Genomic DNA, 16910 nt, shown 5'->3' on the forward strand with positions numbered 1-16910 from the left:
GTCAAACACGCTCCAAAGCCTGCGTTCGGGCACACCGAGCCCAGGCGAGGTGCCGAGTGTTGGGGCAAGCCCCGCGTTGGGGCGCGAAGCGCCCCCAATCAAAAAAAACGCGGTGTACCTGACACTACGCAAAACATGGTTTTGGGGCTGCTGCGCAGCCCAACGCGGGGCAAGCCCGCTCGCCACAGAGGCCCAGTTTTCTGCGCGACAGCGCTAAGTCGAAGACTTGGCGGAGCCTCCCACAGATTTTTTTGGTGTTACAGGGGCGTGTATTTCAAGGTGAAATCGAGGTGGGTTGACTGGTGTTGTTCCAGCAGCTTCAAGCCGGGTCGGCCGGGCAGGTGGTGGGCATTCACCGGATGGCTCACCGGCTCGATGCAAAAGAACTCAAGCCCCGCAGGGCAGTACAGCAGGAAGTAATCGGCCCCGGTGGCCTGGCATTCCAGCGCATAGCCCAGTTCCGGCTGTTCGATCCGGCAGTGCCCGTCCCACTGGCAAAAACCGTTATCCACCGGCTCCTCCGGCAGGCCCTTGAGTTGGCGAAAGTCCCACGCTTCGGGTATCTGCGCCAACGCCGTGGGTAATTTGGACGCATCGCTCATCCACACCTGCGACGCCTTGGCCTGCAACCGCGTGCCTGGCCTGCGGGGCAGGTAGGGGTGCAATCCCAACCCGTGCCAGGCCGGCTGTGCAGCCAAATGAGTCACCCGCAGCGCAATACTCAGTTCACCGTCGCTCAAGCGAAACCGCTGCTCGGCGCGATAAGCGAACGGCGTCTCACAGACCACCGCCAGCACCACATCATCCGCTGTCCGGCTCACCACCTGCCAGGCCTGTTGCCACGCCGAGCCATGAATCGGCAGGGGATCGGTGAGGCTGTTGGGCGTCAACGCCAGCCAGCCCTCAGGGTTGGCAAAACCGCCCTCGGCCACCCGGTTCGACCAGGGCGCCAATGGATAGCACCCCAGCTTGCCCGGCAACCCGCTAGTGATCGCGTGCTCATCGCTGTGTCGCAACAGCGGCTGCCCGGTGGCGCGCACCGTCCAGTTGACGAGGCTGCCACCCACTGCCGGGGACAGGGTGAGGCGGGTCAGCCGATCTTCAAGTTCAATCATTACAGCACCACGCTTGGCAGCCACAGCGACAGCGCCGGGATGTAGGTCACCGCCATCAGCACCAGAAACAGCACCGCGTAGAACGGCAGCAGCGCCTTCACGGTTTTCTCGATGGTGGTCTTGCCCACCGCCGCGCCGACAAACAACACCGCGCCTACCGGCGGGGTGATCAGGCCGATGCCGAGGTTCACCAGCATGATCATGCCGAAATGCACCGGGTCGACACCGATGCCGACGATCACCGGCAGCAGGATCGGCGTGAGGATGAGGATCAGCGGCGCCATGTCCATCACCGTGCCCAGCAACAGCAGCATGGCGTTGATGCACATCAGGATCACGTAGCGGTTGTCCGACAGGGTCAGGAACATCGTGGTGATCTTCGCCGGGATCTGCATCAGCGTCATGATGTAGCCAAAGCTGGCGGCGAAGGCGATCAGGATCATCACGATGGAAATGGTGCGCACCGTGCGGTGCATCAGCTTGGGCAGCTCGCGCCATTTGTAGTCGCGGTAGATGAACATGGTCACGAAGAATGCCCACAGCACCGCAATCGCCGCCGACTCGGTGGCGGTGAAAATGCCCGAGAGGATGCCGCCGAGGATGATCACCATGGCCATCAGGCCCCAGAGCGCGTCGGCGGCGATTTTCAGCGCCTGCTTCAGGGGGATGACGTCGCCTTTGGGGTAGTTGCGTTTTTTCGCGAAGATCAGGCACAGCACCATCAGGCATGCGCTCATCAGCAGCCCTGGCACCACGCCGGCCATGAACAGCGAGGCAATCGATACGGTGCCGCCGGCCGCCAGGGAGTAGAGCACCGAGTTGTGGCTGGGCGGGGTCAGCAGGGCCTGCACCGAACCGCTGACGGTGACCGCCGTTGCAAACTCCCGGGGGTAGCCACGGCGTTCCATTTCCGGGATCAGCACCGAGCCCACCGAGGCCGTGTCGGCCACCGACGAGCCGGAGATGGCGCCGAAAAACGTCGAGGCCATGATGTTGACCAGCGACAGGCCGCCGCGCACAAAACCCACCAGTACGCCGGCAAACGCCACCAGCCGTCGCGACATGCCGCCCTCGGCCATGATCGCCCCGGCGAGTACGAAGAATGGAATCGCCATCAGCGAAAACTTGTTCACCCCACCGGCCACCTGAATCATCAGGGCCTGGAACGGAATGTCGATCCACCATGCGCCGATCAACGCCGACAAGCCCAGGGCGTAGGCCACCGGCATGCCGATCAGGATCAGGGCGATAAAGCTGCCGAGCAGAATCAATGCGTCCATATCAGGCAGCTCCTTCGCTTTCTTCCACCAGGTCAAAGCGCACCACGCGCCGTTGGCTCTGGTCGCCCAGCACGAGTTTTTCCAACACGAACACCAGCGTCAGCAGCCCGCCGATCGGGATCGGCATATAGGTAATGCCCACGCGCAGGGTGGGGATGGCGCTCATGAACTGGTTCCAGGTGGACAGGCACAGCTTGCTGCCCCAAATAGTCATGAACAGGCAGATGGTCGCCATCAACAGTTGCGAGAGGAGGCCGACGATGCGGCGTTGGGTGGGCGGCAGGCGGTCGGTGACCATGGCCACCGACATGTGCGCGCCGGCGCGGTAGCTGGCGGCGGCGCCGACGAAGGTGAATACCAGCATCAGCAGGATCGCGGTGGGCTCCGGCCAGCTGGAGCCGGTGCCGAGGATGTAGCGGGCGAAGATGCCCCACGGAATGATCAGCGCCACCCCCAGCACCGAGAGGCCGGCGACCCAGATGCAGGTCATGTAGAGGCGGTCATTGAAGCGCAGCAGTAGATTCTTCATGGCGTTCACCGTGACCGGGCGCGTCGGTGCCGACCGCGCCGGGCCTTGTCAGGAAGGAGGGCGTTATTGAACCGCGTCGATGCGCTTGATCAGGTCGGCGTAAGGCGCGCCGTACTTGGCGCGCACTGCTGCGGTGGCGTCATAGAAGGGCTTTTTGTCGACGCTGATGAACTCCACGCCCGCAGCCTTGAGCCTGGTTTCGCTGCTGGCGGATTTGGCGTCCCACAACACACGCTCATCGGCCTGCGCGGCCTTGGCGGCTTTTTTCACCATGTCTTGCTGGGCGGGGGTGAGTTTGTTCCAGGTGATCTTCGACATCACGATGGGCTCGGGCAGGATCAGGTGTTCGGTGAGGGTGTAGAACTTGGCGTTCTGGAAGTGGTTGTGTTCAAGCAGGGTCGGCGGGTTGTTTTCCGCGCCGTCGATCACGCCGGTCTGCAGGGCGCTGAAGATCTCGCCGGTGTCCATGGCGATGCCGTTGGCGCCCATGGCATTGAAGGCGTCGATGAACAGCGGGTTGCCCTGCACGCGAATCTTCATGCCCTTGAGGTCTTCGATTTTGCGCACCGGCTTTTTGGTGTAGAGGTTGCGCGTGCCGCCGTCCATCCAGGCCAGGGCCACCAGGCCGAATTCGGAGTCGGTGATGGTGGCGAGGATCTCGTCGCCGATCTCGCCATCGATGACCTTGCGCATGTGCGCCTGGTCGCGGAACACGAACGGCAGGTTGAACACGTTCACCGCCGGCACCACCGGGCCGACGATGCCGAGGCTGACGCGGGTCATCTGCACGGCGCCGACCTGGGCCTGTTCGACCACTTCTTTCTCGGAGCCCAGGACGCCGCCGGGGAAGAACTTGAAGGTCAGTTCGCCGTTGCTCTCTTTGGTCAGCGCGGCGCCCATGTTCTTTTCGGCCACCACGGTGGGGTAGCCGTCGGGGTGGATATCGGCGAATTTGATTTCCAGCGCCTGAGCGGCGCTGCTGAGGGTGAACAGTGCGGCGACGAGCAACGTGCGTTTGAAGTCCATGGGGGTATCACTCCTGTCTTGTTATTTTTGTATTCAAGGCACAGCGATGCAGCTAGAGGATGAAGCGCGGTTCGGGCAGTCCCTTGACGCCTGGGTTGAGGGCGAACACGCCGCCGGACAGGGACTGGTCACTGTTGTCATCGCGAATCGAGGTGACGAACAACGTATCCAGACGGCTGCCGCCGAAGGCGCACATGGTGGGTTTTTTCACCGGTACGGTGAGTGACTGGTCGAGGCGACCGTCGGGGGTGAAACGGTGCACCAGGCCGGCGTCGTTGGCGCAGATCCAGTAGCAGCCGTCGGCATCCACCGCCGCGCCATCGGGGCGGCCGAGGAATTTATGCATGTCGACAAACACGCGGCGATTGCTCGGGGTGCCGCTGTCGGTGTCGTAGTCAAAGGCCCAGATCTGCTGCACCAGCGGGTGCGAGTCCGAGGCGTACATCGTGCGGCCATCGGGGCTGAAGGCCAGGCCGTTGAGGGTGATGAAACCGTTCAACTGGGCATGCGGCGCGGCGCCGCTGGCATAGCGATAGAGCGTGCCTTCGGCCGCGTTCAAGCCCATGTTCAGCACCATGCTGCCGGCCCAGAAACGGCCCTGGCGGTCGCAGCGGCCGTCATTGAGGCGCATGTCGTCGCGCGGGTGCTCGACGCCGGCCAGTGGCGTGGTGTCGAGGCTGCCATCGTTGTAAGGCGTGAGCTGGAAAAAGCCCGACTCCATGCCCGCCACCCAATTGCCCGCGGTGGTGCGGGCAATGCAGGCGAGCATTTGCGGGGCTGTCCACGCGGCGATGTGGCCGCTGCCGGCGCTCCAGCGCTGCAGGCCGCCGTTGGGGATATCCACCCAGTACAGAGCGTTTTCCTCGGGCACCCACACCGGGCATTCGCCCACGGCATTGCGGGCGTCGACAATCAATTCAGCGGTCATGGCCACTCACTCCCTGGGTTGGAGGCAGACTCAGTCACCGAACGGCCCGGCCGCGCAGAACGCGCCGCCCTGATACACCGCCGCCGGGTCATCGGCAGGCACGGGCGGTTGTTTTTCCACTTGGGCGCGGAACACCTCGGAGCTGTCCCTGGGAGCAAAGCCCAGGTGCGCGGCGTAGCGGTTGTCCCACCAGGTGTCGAGGTTGTTCGACATGCCGTACACCACGGTGTGGCCGACGTTTGGCGTGTAGAGCGCGCGTTCGAGCAGTTGGGTGAGGTCGTCGAAGCTGAGCCAGGTGTGCATCATCCGGCGGTTCTGCGGTTCGGGGAATGAGGAGCCGATGCGAATGCTGACGGTCTCGATGCCGTAGCGGTCGAAGTAGAAACTGGCCATGTCTTCGCCGTAGGACTTGGACAGGCCGTAGTAGCTGTCCGGGCGGCGGGGTGAGTGGGCGTCGAGTGGCTCGCCCTGTTTGTAGAAGCCGATCACGTGGTTGGAGCTGGCGAAGATCACGCGCTTGACGCCATGGCGGCGTGCGGCTTCGTAGATATGGAAAATCCCGCTGATATTGGCGCCGAGTACTTCTTCGAACGGGCGCTCAACCGACACGCCGCCAAAATGCAGGATGGCGTCGACGCCTTCGACCAGGTGGTGCACGGCCTGTTTGTCGGCGAGATCGCACGGCTGCACTTCTTCGTGGGCGGCGGCGGGGCCCATGTCGGCGATGTCCGACAGGCGCAGCAACTGGGCGTAAGGGCGCATGCGCTCGCGCAGTACCTTGCCCAAGCCGCCGGCGGCGCCGGTGAGCAGCAGGCGGTTGAATGGAATGGCGGAGGAGGTGGTCATGGGCGTTCCATTTATTGTTGTAAGTTGTCGTATGACTTTGTCGAAGTATCGTTAGGGTTTCACCGGCTTGTCAACGTTCTTGCAGACAGAATGAAAGCACAGTGAGGATCAAAATGTGGGAGGGAGCAAGCGCCCTCCCACAGGGTTGCCGGCGAGTGGGGGTTGAGTGTTACAGCAGGGAAATCGGATAGCTCACAAACAGCCGGTTTTCATCGAACTCGTTGGTGCTGTAATCCCGACGCATGGTTGAGTTGCGCCAGCGCACATTCAGGTTCTTCAGCGCACCGCTTTGTACGGTGTAGGCCAGCTCGGACTCGCGTCCCCATTCCTTGCCATCGGTGATCGCCCCGGTGTGCACGTTGCTGCCGCTGATGTAGCGGTTCATCAAGGTCAGCCCCGGTACGCCCAGCACCACGAAGTTGAAGTCATGCCGCACCTGCCAGGATTTCTCCCTGGCGTTGTCGTAGCTGGAGTTGTAGCTGTCGTTGGCCAGGGTGCCGCCGCTGGTGCCGTTGACGCGCATCCACACGCTGTCGCCGGTGAGTTTCTGCAGGCCCACGTAGAAAGTGTGGCCCTGGTACCTGGCCGAGAACAGCGCGGAGACGGTTTTGTTGTCCAGGTCACCGGCCAGGGCGCTGCCGTCTTCCTTGCCGTTGAAGAAACCGAGATTGGCGCCCAGGGTCCAGTCGCCCACGGGCTGGCTGTGGGTGAGGTTGAGGTATTGTTGCTGGTAGATATCGCTGAGTTCGGCGTACCACAGGCCGACCTGGGTGCGCTTGTCGTTGAAGGTGTATTCGCCGCCGCCGAAGTTGAAGCGGTCGGAGGTGAACGCCGCTTTGCCGTTCATGAACATGTCTTCCATGCTCGCATCGTTGCGCGGGCTGTTGCCGCGAAACTGGCCGCCGTAGAGGGTCAGCCCGGCAATCTCGTTGGAGGTGACCTGACCGCCGCGAAAGGTTTGCGGCAGGGAGCGGCCATCGTCGGAGCGCAGAATCGGCAGCACCGGCATCCATTCGCCGACCTTCAGTTCAGTCTTCGACAGCCGGGTTTTCAGGGCCACGCCCAGGCGCCCGAAGTTATCCGCCGGGCGGCCGTCGCTGTGCACCGGCAGCAGTTGCGTGCCGGCGGTGCCTTTGCCGCCGTCGAGCTTCTGCGAGTACAGCCCCAGCACATCCAGCCCGAAACCTACGGTGCCCTGGGTGAAGCCGGACCTGGCGTCAAGAATGAAGTTCTGCGTCCACTCTTCAGCCTTGGCCTGGGGGTTGGCCGGGTTGGTGAAATTGCGGTTGAAGTAAGCGTTGCGCAGGTTGAGCGAGGCCTTGGCATCGTCGAGAAACCCATCCGCCTGGGCGGCGAGGGGCAGGGTGAACGCAAGGCTGGCGAGGCTGATGAGACCGAGGCGCGAGGAGGAATTGCAGGCGAATTGACTCACAGTGAAGCTCCCATTTTCTTTTGTTGTTTTTATTATTTGTTATACGTTGTCGTACAACATTGGAACGGATATTTGCGGGGTTTGGTGGGGGTGTCAAGCGGAAGTTATACGATGACTGAATAAACTACCCAGGTGAGCACCTTCAAGGTCGGACGGCGTGTCAAGTCAGCCCGTCATGGTCATTGGCGGAAGGGTGCCCAACAGGGAAACCGCTGCCACTGCTGAAACACCGAGTAACCATTCCAGCGTCACACTGGCTTTCAACGTGCTCACGCGCTGCTCACAGTGCTCCAGACGCAAACGGTTCAGCAGCGCCAACCCCAGCATGCCGAGTACCAGCAGCACCTTGATCAACAAAATCAGCGCGAACCCGCTGAACAACGGTGTCGGCCACAGTTGCCCGGTCAGTACGCGCACGTTGATCAAACCTGTCACCAGCAGTCCGGCCACCAGACCATAACCGACGCCGCTGAAGCGCCGCAGGATCGGCTCCAGTGCCGGCGTTGGCGAGCGCAGTATCAGCACCAGCAACATTAAACCTCCGAGCCAGGCGCCGACGCACACCAGGTGCACCACCTGATTGAGGATCAGCAACTGCCCGCTGAGGCCGTCAAGCATTGCGCCGTGGCCCACGGGTGCAAGGGTCGCCAGTAACAACGCAAGCAATGGCAGGCGCAGCACTGGCCAGGGTTTGATCAGCGCGATCACCAGCAGCAGGTTCAGCAACAGATGCCACACCCACACCTGGCCAAAGAAGGTCTTGCCCAGTACCCGTCGCACTGTCGCCGGTTGCAGGGCCGCGTCCCAGTTACCGGCCATGCTCGCGGTGATCAACAGCAACCACACCACGCCCGAAACGAGCCCCAGCCAGGCCAGGCCACGGGTGATGCGCAGCAGTTGCCGGTCCAGCGCCGGTTGCGCGTGCGTGCCCAGCAGCCAGGGCCTGAACGCGCAGGCCCCGAACATCAGCAACACGACGATGAAATGCACGAAACGGCACAGCACCAGCAGCGTCGCCATGGATTATTGGCCGACCTTGAAGCTGTATTCACCGTTGCTCTTGTGGGTGTCGACGGAGACGGCGTTCCACACCACCTTGTAGTGACCGGCCGCCAGTGGCGCAGCGGGTGTCACGACCAACACCTTCTTGTCTTTATCCAGTGTCTCCAGGCCTTTGATCGCGATTTCGGTGCCGTCCTTGCTCAGTGAGACTTTGCTGAACGTGGCTTCAACGCCTTCGGTAAACGTCAGGCGCAGATCCTTGGGGGCAGCGACGCTGCTGTCCGCCGCAGGCTCCGAGCTTTTCAAGTGCGCGTGGGCGAAAGCTGACGCAGCGCCCAGCAGAGAAGCCAGCAGCGCGACGGTGGTGAGGGCTTTTTTGATCAACATTGCGCAATACCAATCAATGAGTAGGGCGGGCAGTGTACGAAGTTTCGGATAAGGCTGTGAGTGGGAGTTAGTGTTTAAGCCAGGAATGCAGTTAAAAAAGGCGGAAGGGGGCTCGCGGCGCTACAGCCATATCGCGTCCCACAGCGGGTAGTCGCCAATTCTGCGCACCAGCCCGGCCCGCAGAGGATTGGCCACCACCTACCGCGCCATTTTCAGCAGGTCATCCTGCTTGCGCAGCGCCCGGTCATGGAAACTCTCCTGCCAAAGCCGGCCCTTGCGCCCGCTCGCGCCGTTAACCGTGCGGGTGCTTTGGGATTTTACCTGGCACATCAGGTCCGCCAGCGAGCCTTTTTGCAGCTCGATAATCCAGTGAAAGTGGTCGGGCATGATCACCCAGGCGAGGGAGTTCGCCCGGCCTTGGAACTGAGCGATCCGCATCTGCCGGACAACCAGCCGGCCCAACTGGAAATCGCTGAAAATGGCGATGCGTTCGTGGGTATTGGTGGTGATGAGGTAGATGCGGTTCGGCTCGCTGAATCGGCCGATGCGCAGGCGGTGTGACGCGGGTAGATCAGGCATTCCCTGGCCTCTCTGCATGGGTGTTCAAGAGAGGCTAGGTGCTGTGGCTGAGCTTGATCGGCAAGCTTTTGGCAGGATGTGTCTGGAAGGGCGCCATCGGGAGCAAGCCCCCTCCCACAGGGGCCAGCGGTGTTCATACATAGTGTGTCTGGCGCAGAGCCGGTGGGTCAGCGACACATTGCATCAACAGACCCGCTGCCATCAGAAGCAAGCTCCACATGAATCCAGCAGTGTTCATACCTAGTGCGTCTGGCGCAAAGCCTGTGGGAGGGGGCTTGCTCCCGATAGCGGTGGGTCAGTCACACTTGTATTGGCTGACCTACTGCAATCGGGAGCAAGCCAGCTCCCATATCTGGCGTTGCGTAGGGCCTTAAAACGTGACGGGTTCCCAACCACCTCCGAGCGCCGCCAGCAGCCCCACACTTGCCTGTAACTGCCGCGTCTGCACCGCCTGCAACGCCCGTTGGGCCTGCAATGCCGCAGTCTGCGCGGTCACCACATCCAGGTAGCTCACCGCGCCCGCCTGATAGCTGTTGATGGCCAGCGCCTGGGTGTGCTGCGCCGCATCCGCCGCGGCCTGTTCATCCTCGGCCTGGCGCTGCAAGTCGCGCAGTTGCGCCAGGTTGTCTTCCACCTCGCGCACAGCCTTCAGCACCTGGCTGCGGTACTGCGCCGAAGCTTCTTCGAACTCGGCTTTGGCCTGGCGCTCATTGGCGCTCAAGCGCCCGCCGTCGAAGATCGGCAGGTTCACCAGCGGTCCCAGCGCCCAATAACGATTGCTGGCAGACAGCAGGTTGCCAACGCCCTGGGTCTGTCCGCCGATCAAGCCGGTCAGGCTGAAATCCGGGTACCACGCCGCTCTGGCCACGCCGATCGTTGCGTTGGCCGCAAACACGCGACGCTCCGCTGCCGCAATGTCGGGGCGACGTTGCAGCAGGTGGCTGGGCAGTTGCGCAGGAATCTGCGGCAGGGCGAGCAGATGCGGGCTGGGCGCCAAGGAAAAGTCACTCGCCGCCACGCCCACCAGCTCACCGATGGCATGTTCGGCAAGGTTGCGTTGGCCGCGCACTTCATCCAGCTGCGCCCTGGCCTCTGCCAGCTGACTTTGCGCGCGCGTCAGGTCCAGCTCTGAAGCGATCTGGCCTTCATAGCGACTGCGCGTCAGTTGCAGCGCCTGGCTGAAGTCATCCAGCGAACGCTGCAGAATCCGGCTTTGCGCGTCCAGTCCGTCGAGCTGCACATACAGGGTCGCGAGCCGCTGCTGCAGGCTCAAGCGTGCCATCGCCAGCTCATCCCCGGACGCTTGCGCCTGGGCATCACCCGCCGCCACCTGGTTGCGGATTTTGCCCCACAGGTCCAGGTCGTAGCTCAGGGAAAATCCGGCCGTATCGCTGTTGTACAGCGACGGCTGCGTACCCCCGCGCAGCGGCCGCGAATCCGACTGCCGCTGGCGCAGCGGCTGTGCGCTGGCGCTGATCTGCGGGAACAGTCCGGCATGCAACTGGCTGGCATACGCCTGGGCCGCGTCGTAATGCGCGAGCGCCGCCGCCAGGTCCGGGTTGGCCTGGAGCAGTCGCTGCTGCAGGTCATCCAGACGCGCATCGTTGTAGAGCGTCCACCATTGCGGCGTCACTCGGTCGGACGGCTGTGCGCTGTGCCACGGCCCCTCGTGGTAATCCGCCGGCAGGTCCACCCTCGGCACCTTGTAGGTCGGTGCCATCGAGCAACCCTGCAACGCCAGCAGCAGCAACATCACGACCGATTCACGCCGCATGCGCACCTCCCGCGACAGCGGCCAGTTGCACCGGATCGCCTTCGCGCAAGGCATCTGGCGGGTTGTCGACCACACGGTCGGCGGGGTTGAGCCCTTGATCGATCACCAGCCGTGCGCCCAGGTCGAGGCCGATATGAATGCCTTGCAAGTGCACACGGTTCTGCGCATCCAGCAGCGCCACCTGAGTGCCTTGGGCGCGGAAGATCAACGCGCTGGCGGGGATGCTCACGCCGTGGGTATCGGCCGGAAGCGGCAGGGTGGCTTCGGCGTAATCGCCGGGCAGCAACGTGTCGCCGGGGTTATCGACGACGAACTGCGCGAGCAGCGTGCCGGAGCGGCGGTCGATGGCGGTGGAATCGCCGATCAGGCGCGCGTTGAAGTGTTCGCCGGGATGCTCGGGCACCGTCAGTTCGGCTTGCAGGCCGGGATGGATAACCGCCGCGTAGTTCTGCGGCACCGGCACATACAGACGCAATTGGTGCGTATCGGCGAGGTTGAACAAGGCCAGTTTGCTGTCGGTATCGGCCTTGATCAACTGACCGATATCGGTGTTGCGCGCGGTGATGATGCCGGCGAACGGCGCGCGCAGGGTCTTGTAGCGCTCCAGTGCACACAGTCGCGCATAGTCGGCCGCGGCGGCTTCGGCGTTGGCCTTGGCCGCAGCCGCAGCCGAGGTTTTCTCGTCGGCTTCCTGGCGTGACACCGAATGGCTCGCCAGCAGGTGTTGCCAGCGCGTCGCGGTGGTGGCCGCCAGGCGTGCATTGGCTTGCTGCTGGACCAGGCGCGCATGGGTTTGCGCCAATTGCTGGTCCAGGTCCGGGCTGTCGATGTCGGCGAGCACTTGCCCGGCCTTGACCCGGCTGCCGATATCGACTTTCCAGTCCTTGAGATAGCCGCTGACCCGCGCATGGATCGGCGCCTTGCTCCAGGCCTCCAGGTGCGCGGGCAAGCGCAGGGTGTCGCCGGCGGCGCTGCGTTCGGGTTGCACCACGCTTACCTGCGCGATGGCGGCGGTTTCGGTCCAGGCGCTGACCGACCGTGCGTGCAGCGCGCGCGCGTGCAAGCCGTTGGCGACCAGCAGGGCGGCCAGGGTCAGGCCGCCGACGCCCAGGAGCATCAAACGCTTGCGCGAGGGGGTGTGATCAGACGACATGAGGGGTTTCTCCGGCAGTAGCGCGAGTAGGGTGGCGCCCGTGGACCAGGCTGAAAACCACGGGAACGAATAACAGGGTGGCGACGGTGGCGAAGATCAGGCCGCCAATGACGGCACGGCCCAGGGGCGCGTTTTGCTCCTCGGAAAGCGCCAGGGGCAACATGCCGATGATCATTGCCAGGGCGGTCATGCACACCGGACGAAAGCGTGTGTAGCCGGCCTCCAGCGCGGCCTTCAACGCATCGCCATGGGCGGCCAGGCGCTCACGGCAGAAGCTCACCACCAGGATCGAGTTGGCAGTGGCCACGCCCATGCACAGGATCGCGCCGGTGAGCGCCGGCACCGACAGCGATGTGCCGCTGAGGAACAGCATCCACACAATGCCGGCCAGCGCGGCCGGCAAGGCGGTGATGATCACGAACGGGTCGGCCCAGGACTGGAAGTTGACCACGATCAGCAAGTAGATCAGCAGCACCGCGCCGAGCAGGCCGACGCTCAAGCCGGTGAAGGCTTCGTGCAGTGCGTCGATCTGCCCGTGCAGGCTGATCGTCGCGCCTTTGGGGCGCAGGTGCGCGGTGTCGTCCAGTACGGTTTGTACGTCACGGGCGACGCCGCCGAGGTCACGGCCCTGCACGTTGGCGTAGAGGTCCAGGGTCGGCTGGATGTTGTAGTGGGTCACCACGGCCGGGCTGTGGGTGCGGGAAATGCTGGCAACGCCGCCGAGGATCTGCGACTGGCCGTCGGCGCCGGTCACCGGCAGCGCTTCGAGCGCCGGCAAGCTGTCGAGGCGGTATTGCGGCGTCGCCGCCACAATCGAATACGACACGCCATTGGCCGGATTGAGCCAGAACGTCGGCGCCACCTGGGAGCTGCCGGCCAGCGATGCGACCATGCTGTTGGTCACGTCCCTTTCCGTGATGCCCAGGCCATTGGCGCGCAGGCGGTCGACATTCACCTGCAACGACGGGTAGCCGGTGGACTGCTGCAGGCGCAGGTCGGCGATGCCCGGCACATGCTGCAAGCGACGCTCAAGTGCCACGGCATAGGCGCGGTTTTCGGCATCGCTGCGCCCGGAGATTTTAATGTCCAGGGGCGCCGGCGTGCCGAAGTTGAGGATCTGGCTGCTGATGTCCGCAGGCAGGAACGCGAACTGGCTGCCGGGGAAGCTTTGCGGCAAGGCTTCGCGCAGTTGTTTGACGTAGTCGGCGGTGGGCGCGTGATCCTTTTTCAGGCTGACCTGAATATCGCCGTCCTGCGGACCGATGGTGCCGCTGCTGCTGTAGGCCATGTCGATGCCGCTGAGCGGTATGCCGATATTGTCGACGATAGTGTCCAGCTCCGTGGCCGGGATCACTTGACGGATGCGCGCTTCAATGCGGTCGAACGCGGCCGCGCTTTCTTCGATGCGCGTGCCCAGCGGCAGGCGCACGTGAAGCGCCAGGGCACCGGCATCGGTGGCGGGGAAGAAGTCCTCGCCCAGGCTCGGCAGCAGCAGGAACGAGGCCAGCACGCAGGCGAGAAAGCCTGCGATAAAGTGCTTGCGTCGGCCCAGGGCGAGCCTCAGCAGGTCATGGTAGGTATCGCGCAGGTTCGAGAAGTGGCGCTCGAAGCCCTGCTGGACATTCACCACCAATTGCAGCACACGATGGCGCGGCTGCGGGTGATACTCGCCCTCATGGTGATTGATGAAGGCGTCTTCCGGATGCTGGCCTGGGCCCGGCTCCGGTGCGTGTGGCTTGAGCAAATACATCGCCAGGGTCGGCACCAGAGTGCGCGAGAGGATGAACGAGCTGGCCATGGCGAACATCACCGCCAGCGCCATCGGCCGGAACAGATAGCCGGCGATGCCTTGCAGCAGAAACATCGGCACAAACACGATGCAGATGCACAGCAGCGAAACGAAGGCCGGGCCGACGATCTGCGCGGCGCCGTCGAGGATCGCGGTCTTCACCGCCTTGCCCTGTTCCAGGTGCCAGTTGATGTTTTCGATGGTCACCGTGGCGTCGTCCACCAGAATCCCTACCGCCAGCGCCAACCCGCCGAGGGTCATCACGTTGAGCGTTTGCCCGCTGACGGCGAGCAGCGCGATGGCCGACAGCACGGCCAGCGGAATCGACGCGGCGATGATCACCGTGGAGCGCCAACTGCCGAGGAACAGCAGGATCATTGCGCTGGTCAGCAGCGCAGCGATGATGCCTTCCCGGGCCACGCTGCCCACCGATTGTTTGACGAACACCGAGGCGTCGCCCAGCAGCGAAGTCTTCAGCGACGGCGGCAGGGTTTCGTTGATGCGCGGCAGCATCTGGCGGATGCCGTCGATGATCGACAGGGTCGAGATGCTGCCGTTTTTCAGCGCCGGCATCAGCACCGCGCGGTGGCCGTCGACGCGCACGATGTTGGTCTGCGGCGGCGAGCCGTCGCGCACATGGGCCACCTGGCCGATGGTGATCAGCGCGCCGTCGACGGTCTTGATCGGCAGGTCGTTGAGTTCGTCGATGGCCTTGGGGCTGTTGTTGAGCAGGATCGTGTATTCGTTGGGGCCAAGCTTGGCGGTGCCCACCGGGATGATCTGGTTCTGCAGCGCCAGGGCCGTGCCGACGTCCTGCGCCGACAGGCCTTTGGCGGCCAGGGCCTGTGGGTCCAAGTCGAGGGTGATCTGGCGCTGCCTGCCGCCCATGGGGGTGGGCATGGCCAGGCCGGGCAGGGCGCTCAGGGGCAGGCGGATATTGTTCTGCACCAGGTCGCGAATCTTCGCTTCCGAGAGACTGGGGCTGGAAAACGCCATTTGCAGGATCGGCACCGTGGACGCGCTGTAATTAAGGATCAGCGGCGGCGTGATGCCCGGTGGCATCTGCTTGAGCACGGTTTGCGAAACGGCGGTGACCTGGGCGTTGGCGGTGCGGATATCCACGCCGGGCTGGAAGAAAATCTTGACGATGCCCATGCCGGGCAGCGATTGCGATTCGATATGTTCGATGTTGTTGACGGTGGTGCTCAAGGCGCGTTCGTAGGTGTAGATCACCCGACCGGCCATGGCGTCCGGCGACAGGCCGTTGTATTGCCACACCACCGCAACCACGGGGATGCCGATATCCGGGAACACATCGGTGGGGGTACGCAGGGCCGCCATCGGCCCGATGATGCAAATGATGATGGCCAACACGATGAAGGTGTACGGCTTGTGCAGTGCGGTCTTTACCAGCCCGAGCATGCGTGACTCTCCAAAAAGGCGGGATTGCAAACCCCGGCAGTCTTGGGCGACCCACCTAACACGCACCTTTCAGCCAGATGAAGGAAGATTTAGTCAGCGGCTTAAGATTGCTTCATCTCTATTCATTTGTTCTGCGAACGACCGCTCTTCAAGCTTGTTGCCCATCGCAACTGTCTTTTTCGGAGCTTTGTCATGTCATTGAAAACGCTGTGCCTGATTCCTGTTGTTGGCGTATTGCTCTCGGCCTGCGCCGGTCCCGTGCCCAAGGCGGATCCGGGCGATGCATGGATCGGCCTGAAGGAAGAAACGCCGAATGACCTGATGGCCGAGCGGGTGGACGGCAAGCGCGTGGACGACGGGCGCTTTTTCGAAGTGACACCGGGGGACCATCGGCTGGGCGTGACGTTATTCGAGGAGCCGGCGGGCGACGACAATCAGCAGGACTGCCAGGGCCGGGTCGAGTACAGGCATTTCAAGGCGGGTGAGCACTACACGTTGGTGGAGTCCAGCCTGGGCACCGCCGTGCGCGCAGCCCTGATGGATGGGCACGGCAAGGAGGTAGCGGCGACTCAGGACTTCAGTTGCATGCCTGGCTAGGCGTGGCGCACCGCGCCTTTTGCGGTTTTACGGGAGTGGCGTGGGGGTGATGGTGCCGACGGGCAATGCGCAATACCCCCCACAACATGGCGGCGGCTACCGCCAGCCAACCGCAGATCAACATCGCAATGGTTGTTACAAGGCTCATTCCGGCCTCCTCTCGCCCGCACGGGGCACACTCGGTCTTCTTGGTTGACAGTGTAGCGACGTGGCGGTTGCCTGTTATTGACCAATGGTCATGGCGTCCAACTCGTTTGCTATAACCACGGCCGTGGTGAGCGCGTGATTGGGCTATGATTTGAGCCCTCATCGGCGGTTGAACAAGAGAGTAGAAAATTGCGCTTACCCTCGAACCTGAAACCCACCTTGTTGCTGGCCTGTGCATTGGGGCTGGCGGCGTGTTCGTCGCACCCCTCGAAGCTCGCGGGCCTGCCGGAACGCGTCGAACTCAACGGCGTGCCGACCTTTCGCAGCGAGGCCTATCAAAGCGGTCCCACGGCATTAGCCAGCATGCTGTCGCAACAAGGCATTGTCATGACACCGGGGCTGTTGGATAAACCGTTGCACTTGCCCGGCGCCGAGGCGGACCTTGCGCGCAACATGCAGGTGCTGGCGCGTGAATACGGGCTGATGGTGTACCCGCTGGATGCCAGGCTGACGGCGGTGCTGGCGCAGGTGGCGGCGGGTTACCCGGTGATGGCGCGCCTGGGTGGCGGGCTGTGGTCGGACGCGCGGTACGTGGTGGTGGTCGGCTTCAACCAGCAGAAGAGCACGGTGTTGCTGCGTTCGGGCATGAACCGGCGCCTGTTGATGGACTTCAGTGATTTCGAATCGAAATGGAACAGCGCCGGGAGTTGGGCAATCCTGACCCAGCGCCCGAGTCAGTTGCCGGCGAATGTCGATGCGCAGCGCTGGCGCGACGCCGCCAATGCCACCGCCCAGGCCGGGCAGGAGCAGGCAGCGGCCCAGGCGCTCAAAGTGTTGGCCGAACACAAATAGACGGTTGGCATGCAAATAACGGTGGGAGGAGCAAGCCCCCTCCCACCGTTGG

General features: G+C 63.3%; 15 protein-coding genes and 1 pseudogene. 2 read left to right on the forward strand and 14 right to left on the reverse strand.

Annotated features, from left to right (window positions below; all coding sequences use genetic code 11):
• Positions 1–257: 257 nt before the first annotated feature.
• From ACXX81_RS07015 to ACXX81_RS07075, 13 genes and pseudogenes are all read right to left on the reverse strand, one after another.
• On the reverse strand, positions 258–1115 hold the full coding sequence (locus ACXX81_RS07015; protein ID WP_458571406.1) for an aldose 1-epimerase: 858 nt from the start codon (positions 1113–1115) through the stop codon (positions 258–260).
• Positions 1115–2395, reverse strand: coding sequence for a TRAP transporter large permease (locus ACXX81_RS07020; protein WP_209983037.1), 1281 nt, complete (start codon positions 2393–2395; stop codon positions 1115–1117). The genes ACXX81_RS07015 and ACXX81_RS07020 overlap by 1 nt, the downstream gene beginning before the upstream one ends.
• Position 2396: 1 nt before the next feature.
• A complete protein-coding gene (locus ACXX81_RS07025; RefSeq protein ID WP_209983035.1) occupies positions 2397–2924 on the reverse strand; it encodes a TRAP transporter small permease in 528 nt (175 codons plus the stop codon).
• Positions 2925–2987: 63 nt separating this feature from the next.
• Entirely contained in the window at positions 2988–3950 is a 963-nt protein-coding gene (locus ACXX81_RS07030; protein ID WP_209983033.1) for a TRAP transporter substrate-binding protein, read from the reverse strand.
• A 52-nt stretch (positions 3951–4002) separates the two neighbouring features.
• The gene (locus ACXX81_RS07035) at positions 4003–4878 is read right to left on the reverse strand and encodes an SMP-30/gluconolactonase/LRE family protein (RefSeq protein WP_458571407.1); all 876 of its coding nucleotides are present in this window, start codon (positions 4876–4878) and stop codon (positions 4003–4005) included.
• A gap of 30 nt (positions 4879–4908) precedes the next feature.
• Positions 4909–5724, reverse strand: a complete 816-nt coding sequence (locus ACXX81_RS07040; protein ID WP_458571408.1) for an NAD-dependent epimerase/dehydratase family protein — start codon at positions 5722–5724, stop codon at positions 4909–4911.
• A 169-nt stretch (positions 5725–5893) separates the two neighbouring features.
• A complete protein-coding gene (locus tag ACXX81_RS07045) occupies positions 5894–7156 on the reverse strand; it encodes an OprD family porin (protein ID WP_458571409.1) in 1263 nt (420 codons plus the stop codon).
• A gap of 165 nt (positions 7157–7321) precedes the next feature.
• Positions 7322–8176 carry a copper homeostasis membrane protein CopD gene (gene copD, locus ACXX81_RS07050; protein WP_458571410.1) on the reverse strand — a complete coding sequence of 285 codons (855 nt, stop codon included), beginning with the start codon at positions 8174–8176 and terminating at the stop codon, positions 7322–7324.
• A 3-nt stretch (positions 8177–8179) separates the two neighbouring features.
• Positions 8180–8545, reverse strand: coding sequence for a copper homeostasis periplasmic binding protein CopC (copC, locus tag ACXX81_RS07055; protein WP_209983023.1), 366 nt, complete (start codon positions 8543–8545; stop codon positions 8180–8182).
• A gap of 120 nt (positions 8546–8665) precedes the next feature.
• Positions 8666–9124, reverse strand: a pseudogene (locus ACXX81_RS07060) (REP-associated tyrosine transposase).
• Between the two features lie 370 nt (positions 9125–9494).
• Positions 9495–10898 (reverse strand): efflux transporter outer membrane subunit, encoded by a 1404-nt coding sequence (locus ACXX81_RS07065; RefSeq protein ID WP_458571411.1) that lies wholly within the window; start codon positions 10896–10898, stop codon positions 9495–9497.
• Positions 10888–12051 (reverse strand): efflux RND transporter periplasmic adaptor subunit, encoded by a 1164-nt coding sequence (locus ACXX81_RS07070; RefSeq protein ID WP_209983019.1) that lies wholly within the window; start codon positions 12049–12051, stop codon positions 10888–10890. Before ACXX81_RS07070 ends, ACXX81_RS07065 begins: the two co-directional genes overlap by 11 nt.
• The gene (locus ACXX81_RS07075) at positions 12041–15262 is read right to left on the reverse strand and encodes an efflux RND transporter permease subunit (protein WP_458571412.1); all 3222 of its coding nucleotides are present in this window, start codon (positions 15260–15262) and stop codon (positions 12041–12043) included. The genes ACXX81_RS07070 and ACXX81_RS07075 overlap by 11 nt, the downstream gene beginning before the upstream one ends.
• Positions 15263–15454: 192 nt before the next feature.
• On the opposite strand from ACXX81_RS07075, the gene ACXX81_RS07080 reads away from it, so the two are divergent.
• Entirely contained in the window at positions 15455–15859 is a 405-nt protein-coding gene (locus ACXX81_RS07080; protein ID WP_458571413.1) for a PA0061/PA0062 family lipoprotein, read from the forward strand.
• On the opposite strand, the gene ACXX81_RS07085 is transcribed toward ACXX81_RS07080, so the two are convergent.
• The gene (locus tag ACXX81_RS07085) at positions 15840–16007 is read right to left on the reverse strand and encodes a hypothetical protein (RefSeq protein WP_163001008.1); all 168 of its coding nucleotides are present in this window, start codon (positions 16005–16007) and stop codon (positions 15840–15842) included. The genes ACXX81_RS07080 and ACXX81_RS07085 overlap by 20 nt on opposite strands.
• Before the next feature lie 188 nt (positions 16008–16195).
• On the opposite strand from ACXX81_RS07085, the gene ACXX81_RS07090 reads away from it, so the two are divergent.
• Positions 16196–16858: a peptidase C39 family protein gene (locus ACXX81_RS07090; protein ID WP_209983013.1), complete on the forward strand. Its 663-nt coding sequence runs from the start codon at positions 16196–16198 to the stop codon at positions 16856–16858.
• Positions 16859–16910 lie beyond the last annotated feature (52 nt).

Source organism: Pseudomonas sp. GNP013, assembly GCF_054343995.1.

Coding starts and splice junctions, on each gene's coding strand:
- ACXX81_RS07015 (WP_458571406.1), bottom strand. CDS start 1,115: ATGATTGAACTTGAAGATCGGCTGACCCGCCTCACCCTGTCCCCGGCA.
- ACXX81_RS07020 (WP_209983037.1), bottom strand. CDS start 2,395: ATGGACGCATTGATTCTGCTCGGCAGCTTTATCGCCCTGATCCTGATC.
- ACXX81_RS07025 (WP_209983035.1), bottom strand. CDS start 2,924: ATGAAGAATCTACTGCTGCGCTTCAATGACCGCCTCTACATGACCTGC.
- ACXX81_RS07030 (WP_209983033.1), bottom strand. CDS start 3,950: ATGGACTTCAAACGCACGTTGCTCGTCGCCGCACTGTTCACCCTCAGC.
- ACXX81_RS07035 (WP_458571407.1), bottom strand. CDS start 4,878: ATGACCGCTGAATTGATTGTCGACGCCCGCAATGCCGTGGGCGAATGC.
- ACXX81_RS07040 (WP_458571408.1), bottom strand. CDS start 5,724: ATGACCACCTCCTCCGCCATTCCATTCAACCGCCTGCTGCTCACCGGC.
- copD (WP_458571410.1), bottom strand. CDS start 8,176: ATGGCGACGCTGCTGGTGCTGTGCCGTTTCGTGCATTTCATCGTCGTG.
- copC (WP_209983023.1), bottom strand. CDS start 8,545: ATGTTGATCAAAAAAGCCCTCACCACCGTCGCGCTGCTGGCTTCTCTG.
- ACXX81_RS07065 (WP_458571411.1), bottom strand. CDS start 10,898: ATGCGGCGTGAATCGGTCGTGATGTTGCTGCTGCTGGCGTTGCAGGGT.
- ACXX81_RS07070 (WP_209983019.1), bottom strand. CDS start 12,051: ATGTCGTCTGATCACACCCCCTCGCGCAAGCGTTTGATGCTCCTGGGC.
- ACXX81_RS07075 (WP_458571412.1), bottom strand. CDS start 15,262: ATGCTCGGGCTGGTAAAGACCGCACTGCACAAGCCGTACACCTTCATC.
- ACXX81_RS07080 (WP_458571413.1), top strand. CDS start 15,455: ATGTCATTGAAAACGCTGTGCCTGATTCCTGTTGTTGGCGTATTGCTC.
- ACXX81_RS07085 (WP_163001008.1), bottom strand. CDS start 16,007: ATGAGCCTTGTAACAACCATTGCGATGTTGATCTGCGGTTGGCTGGCG.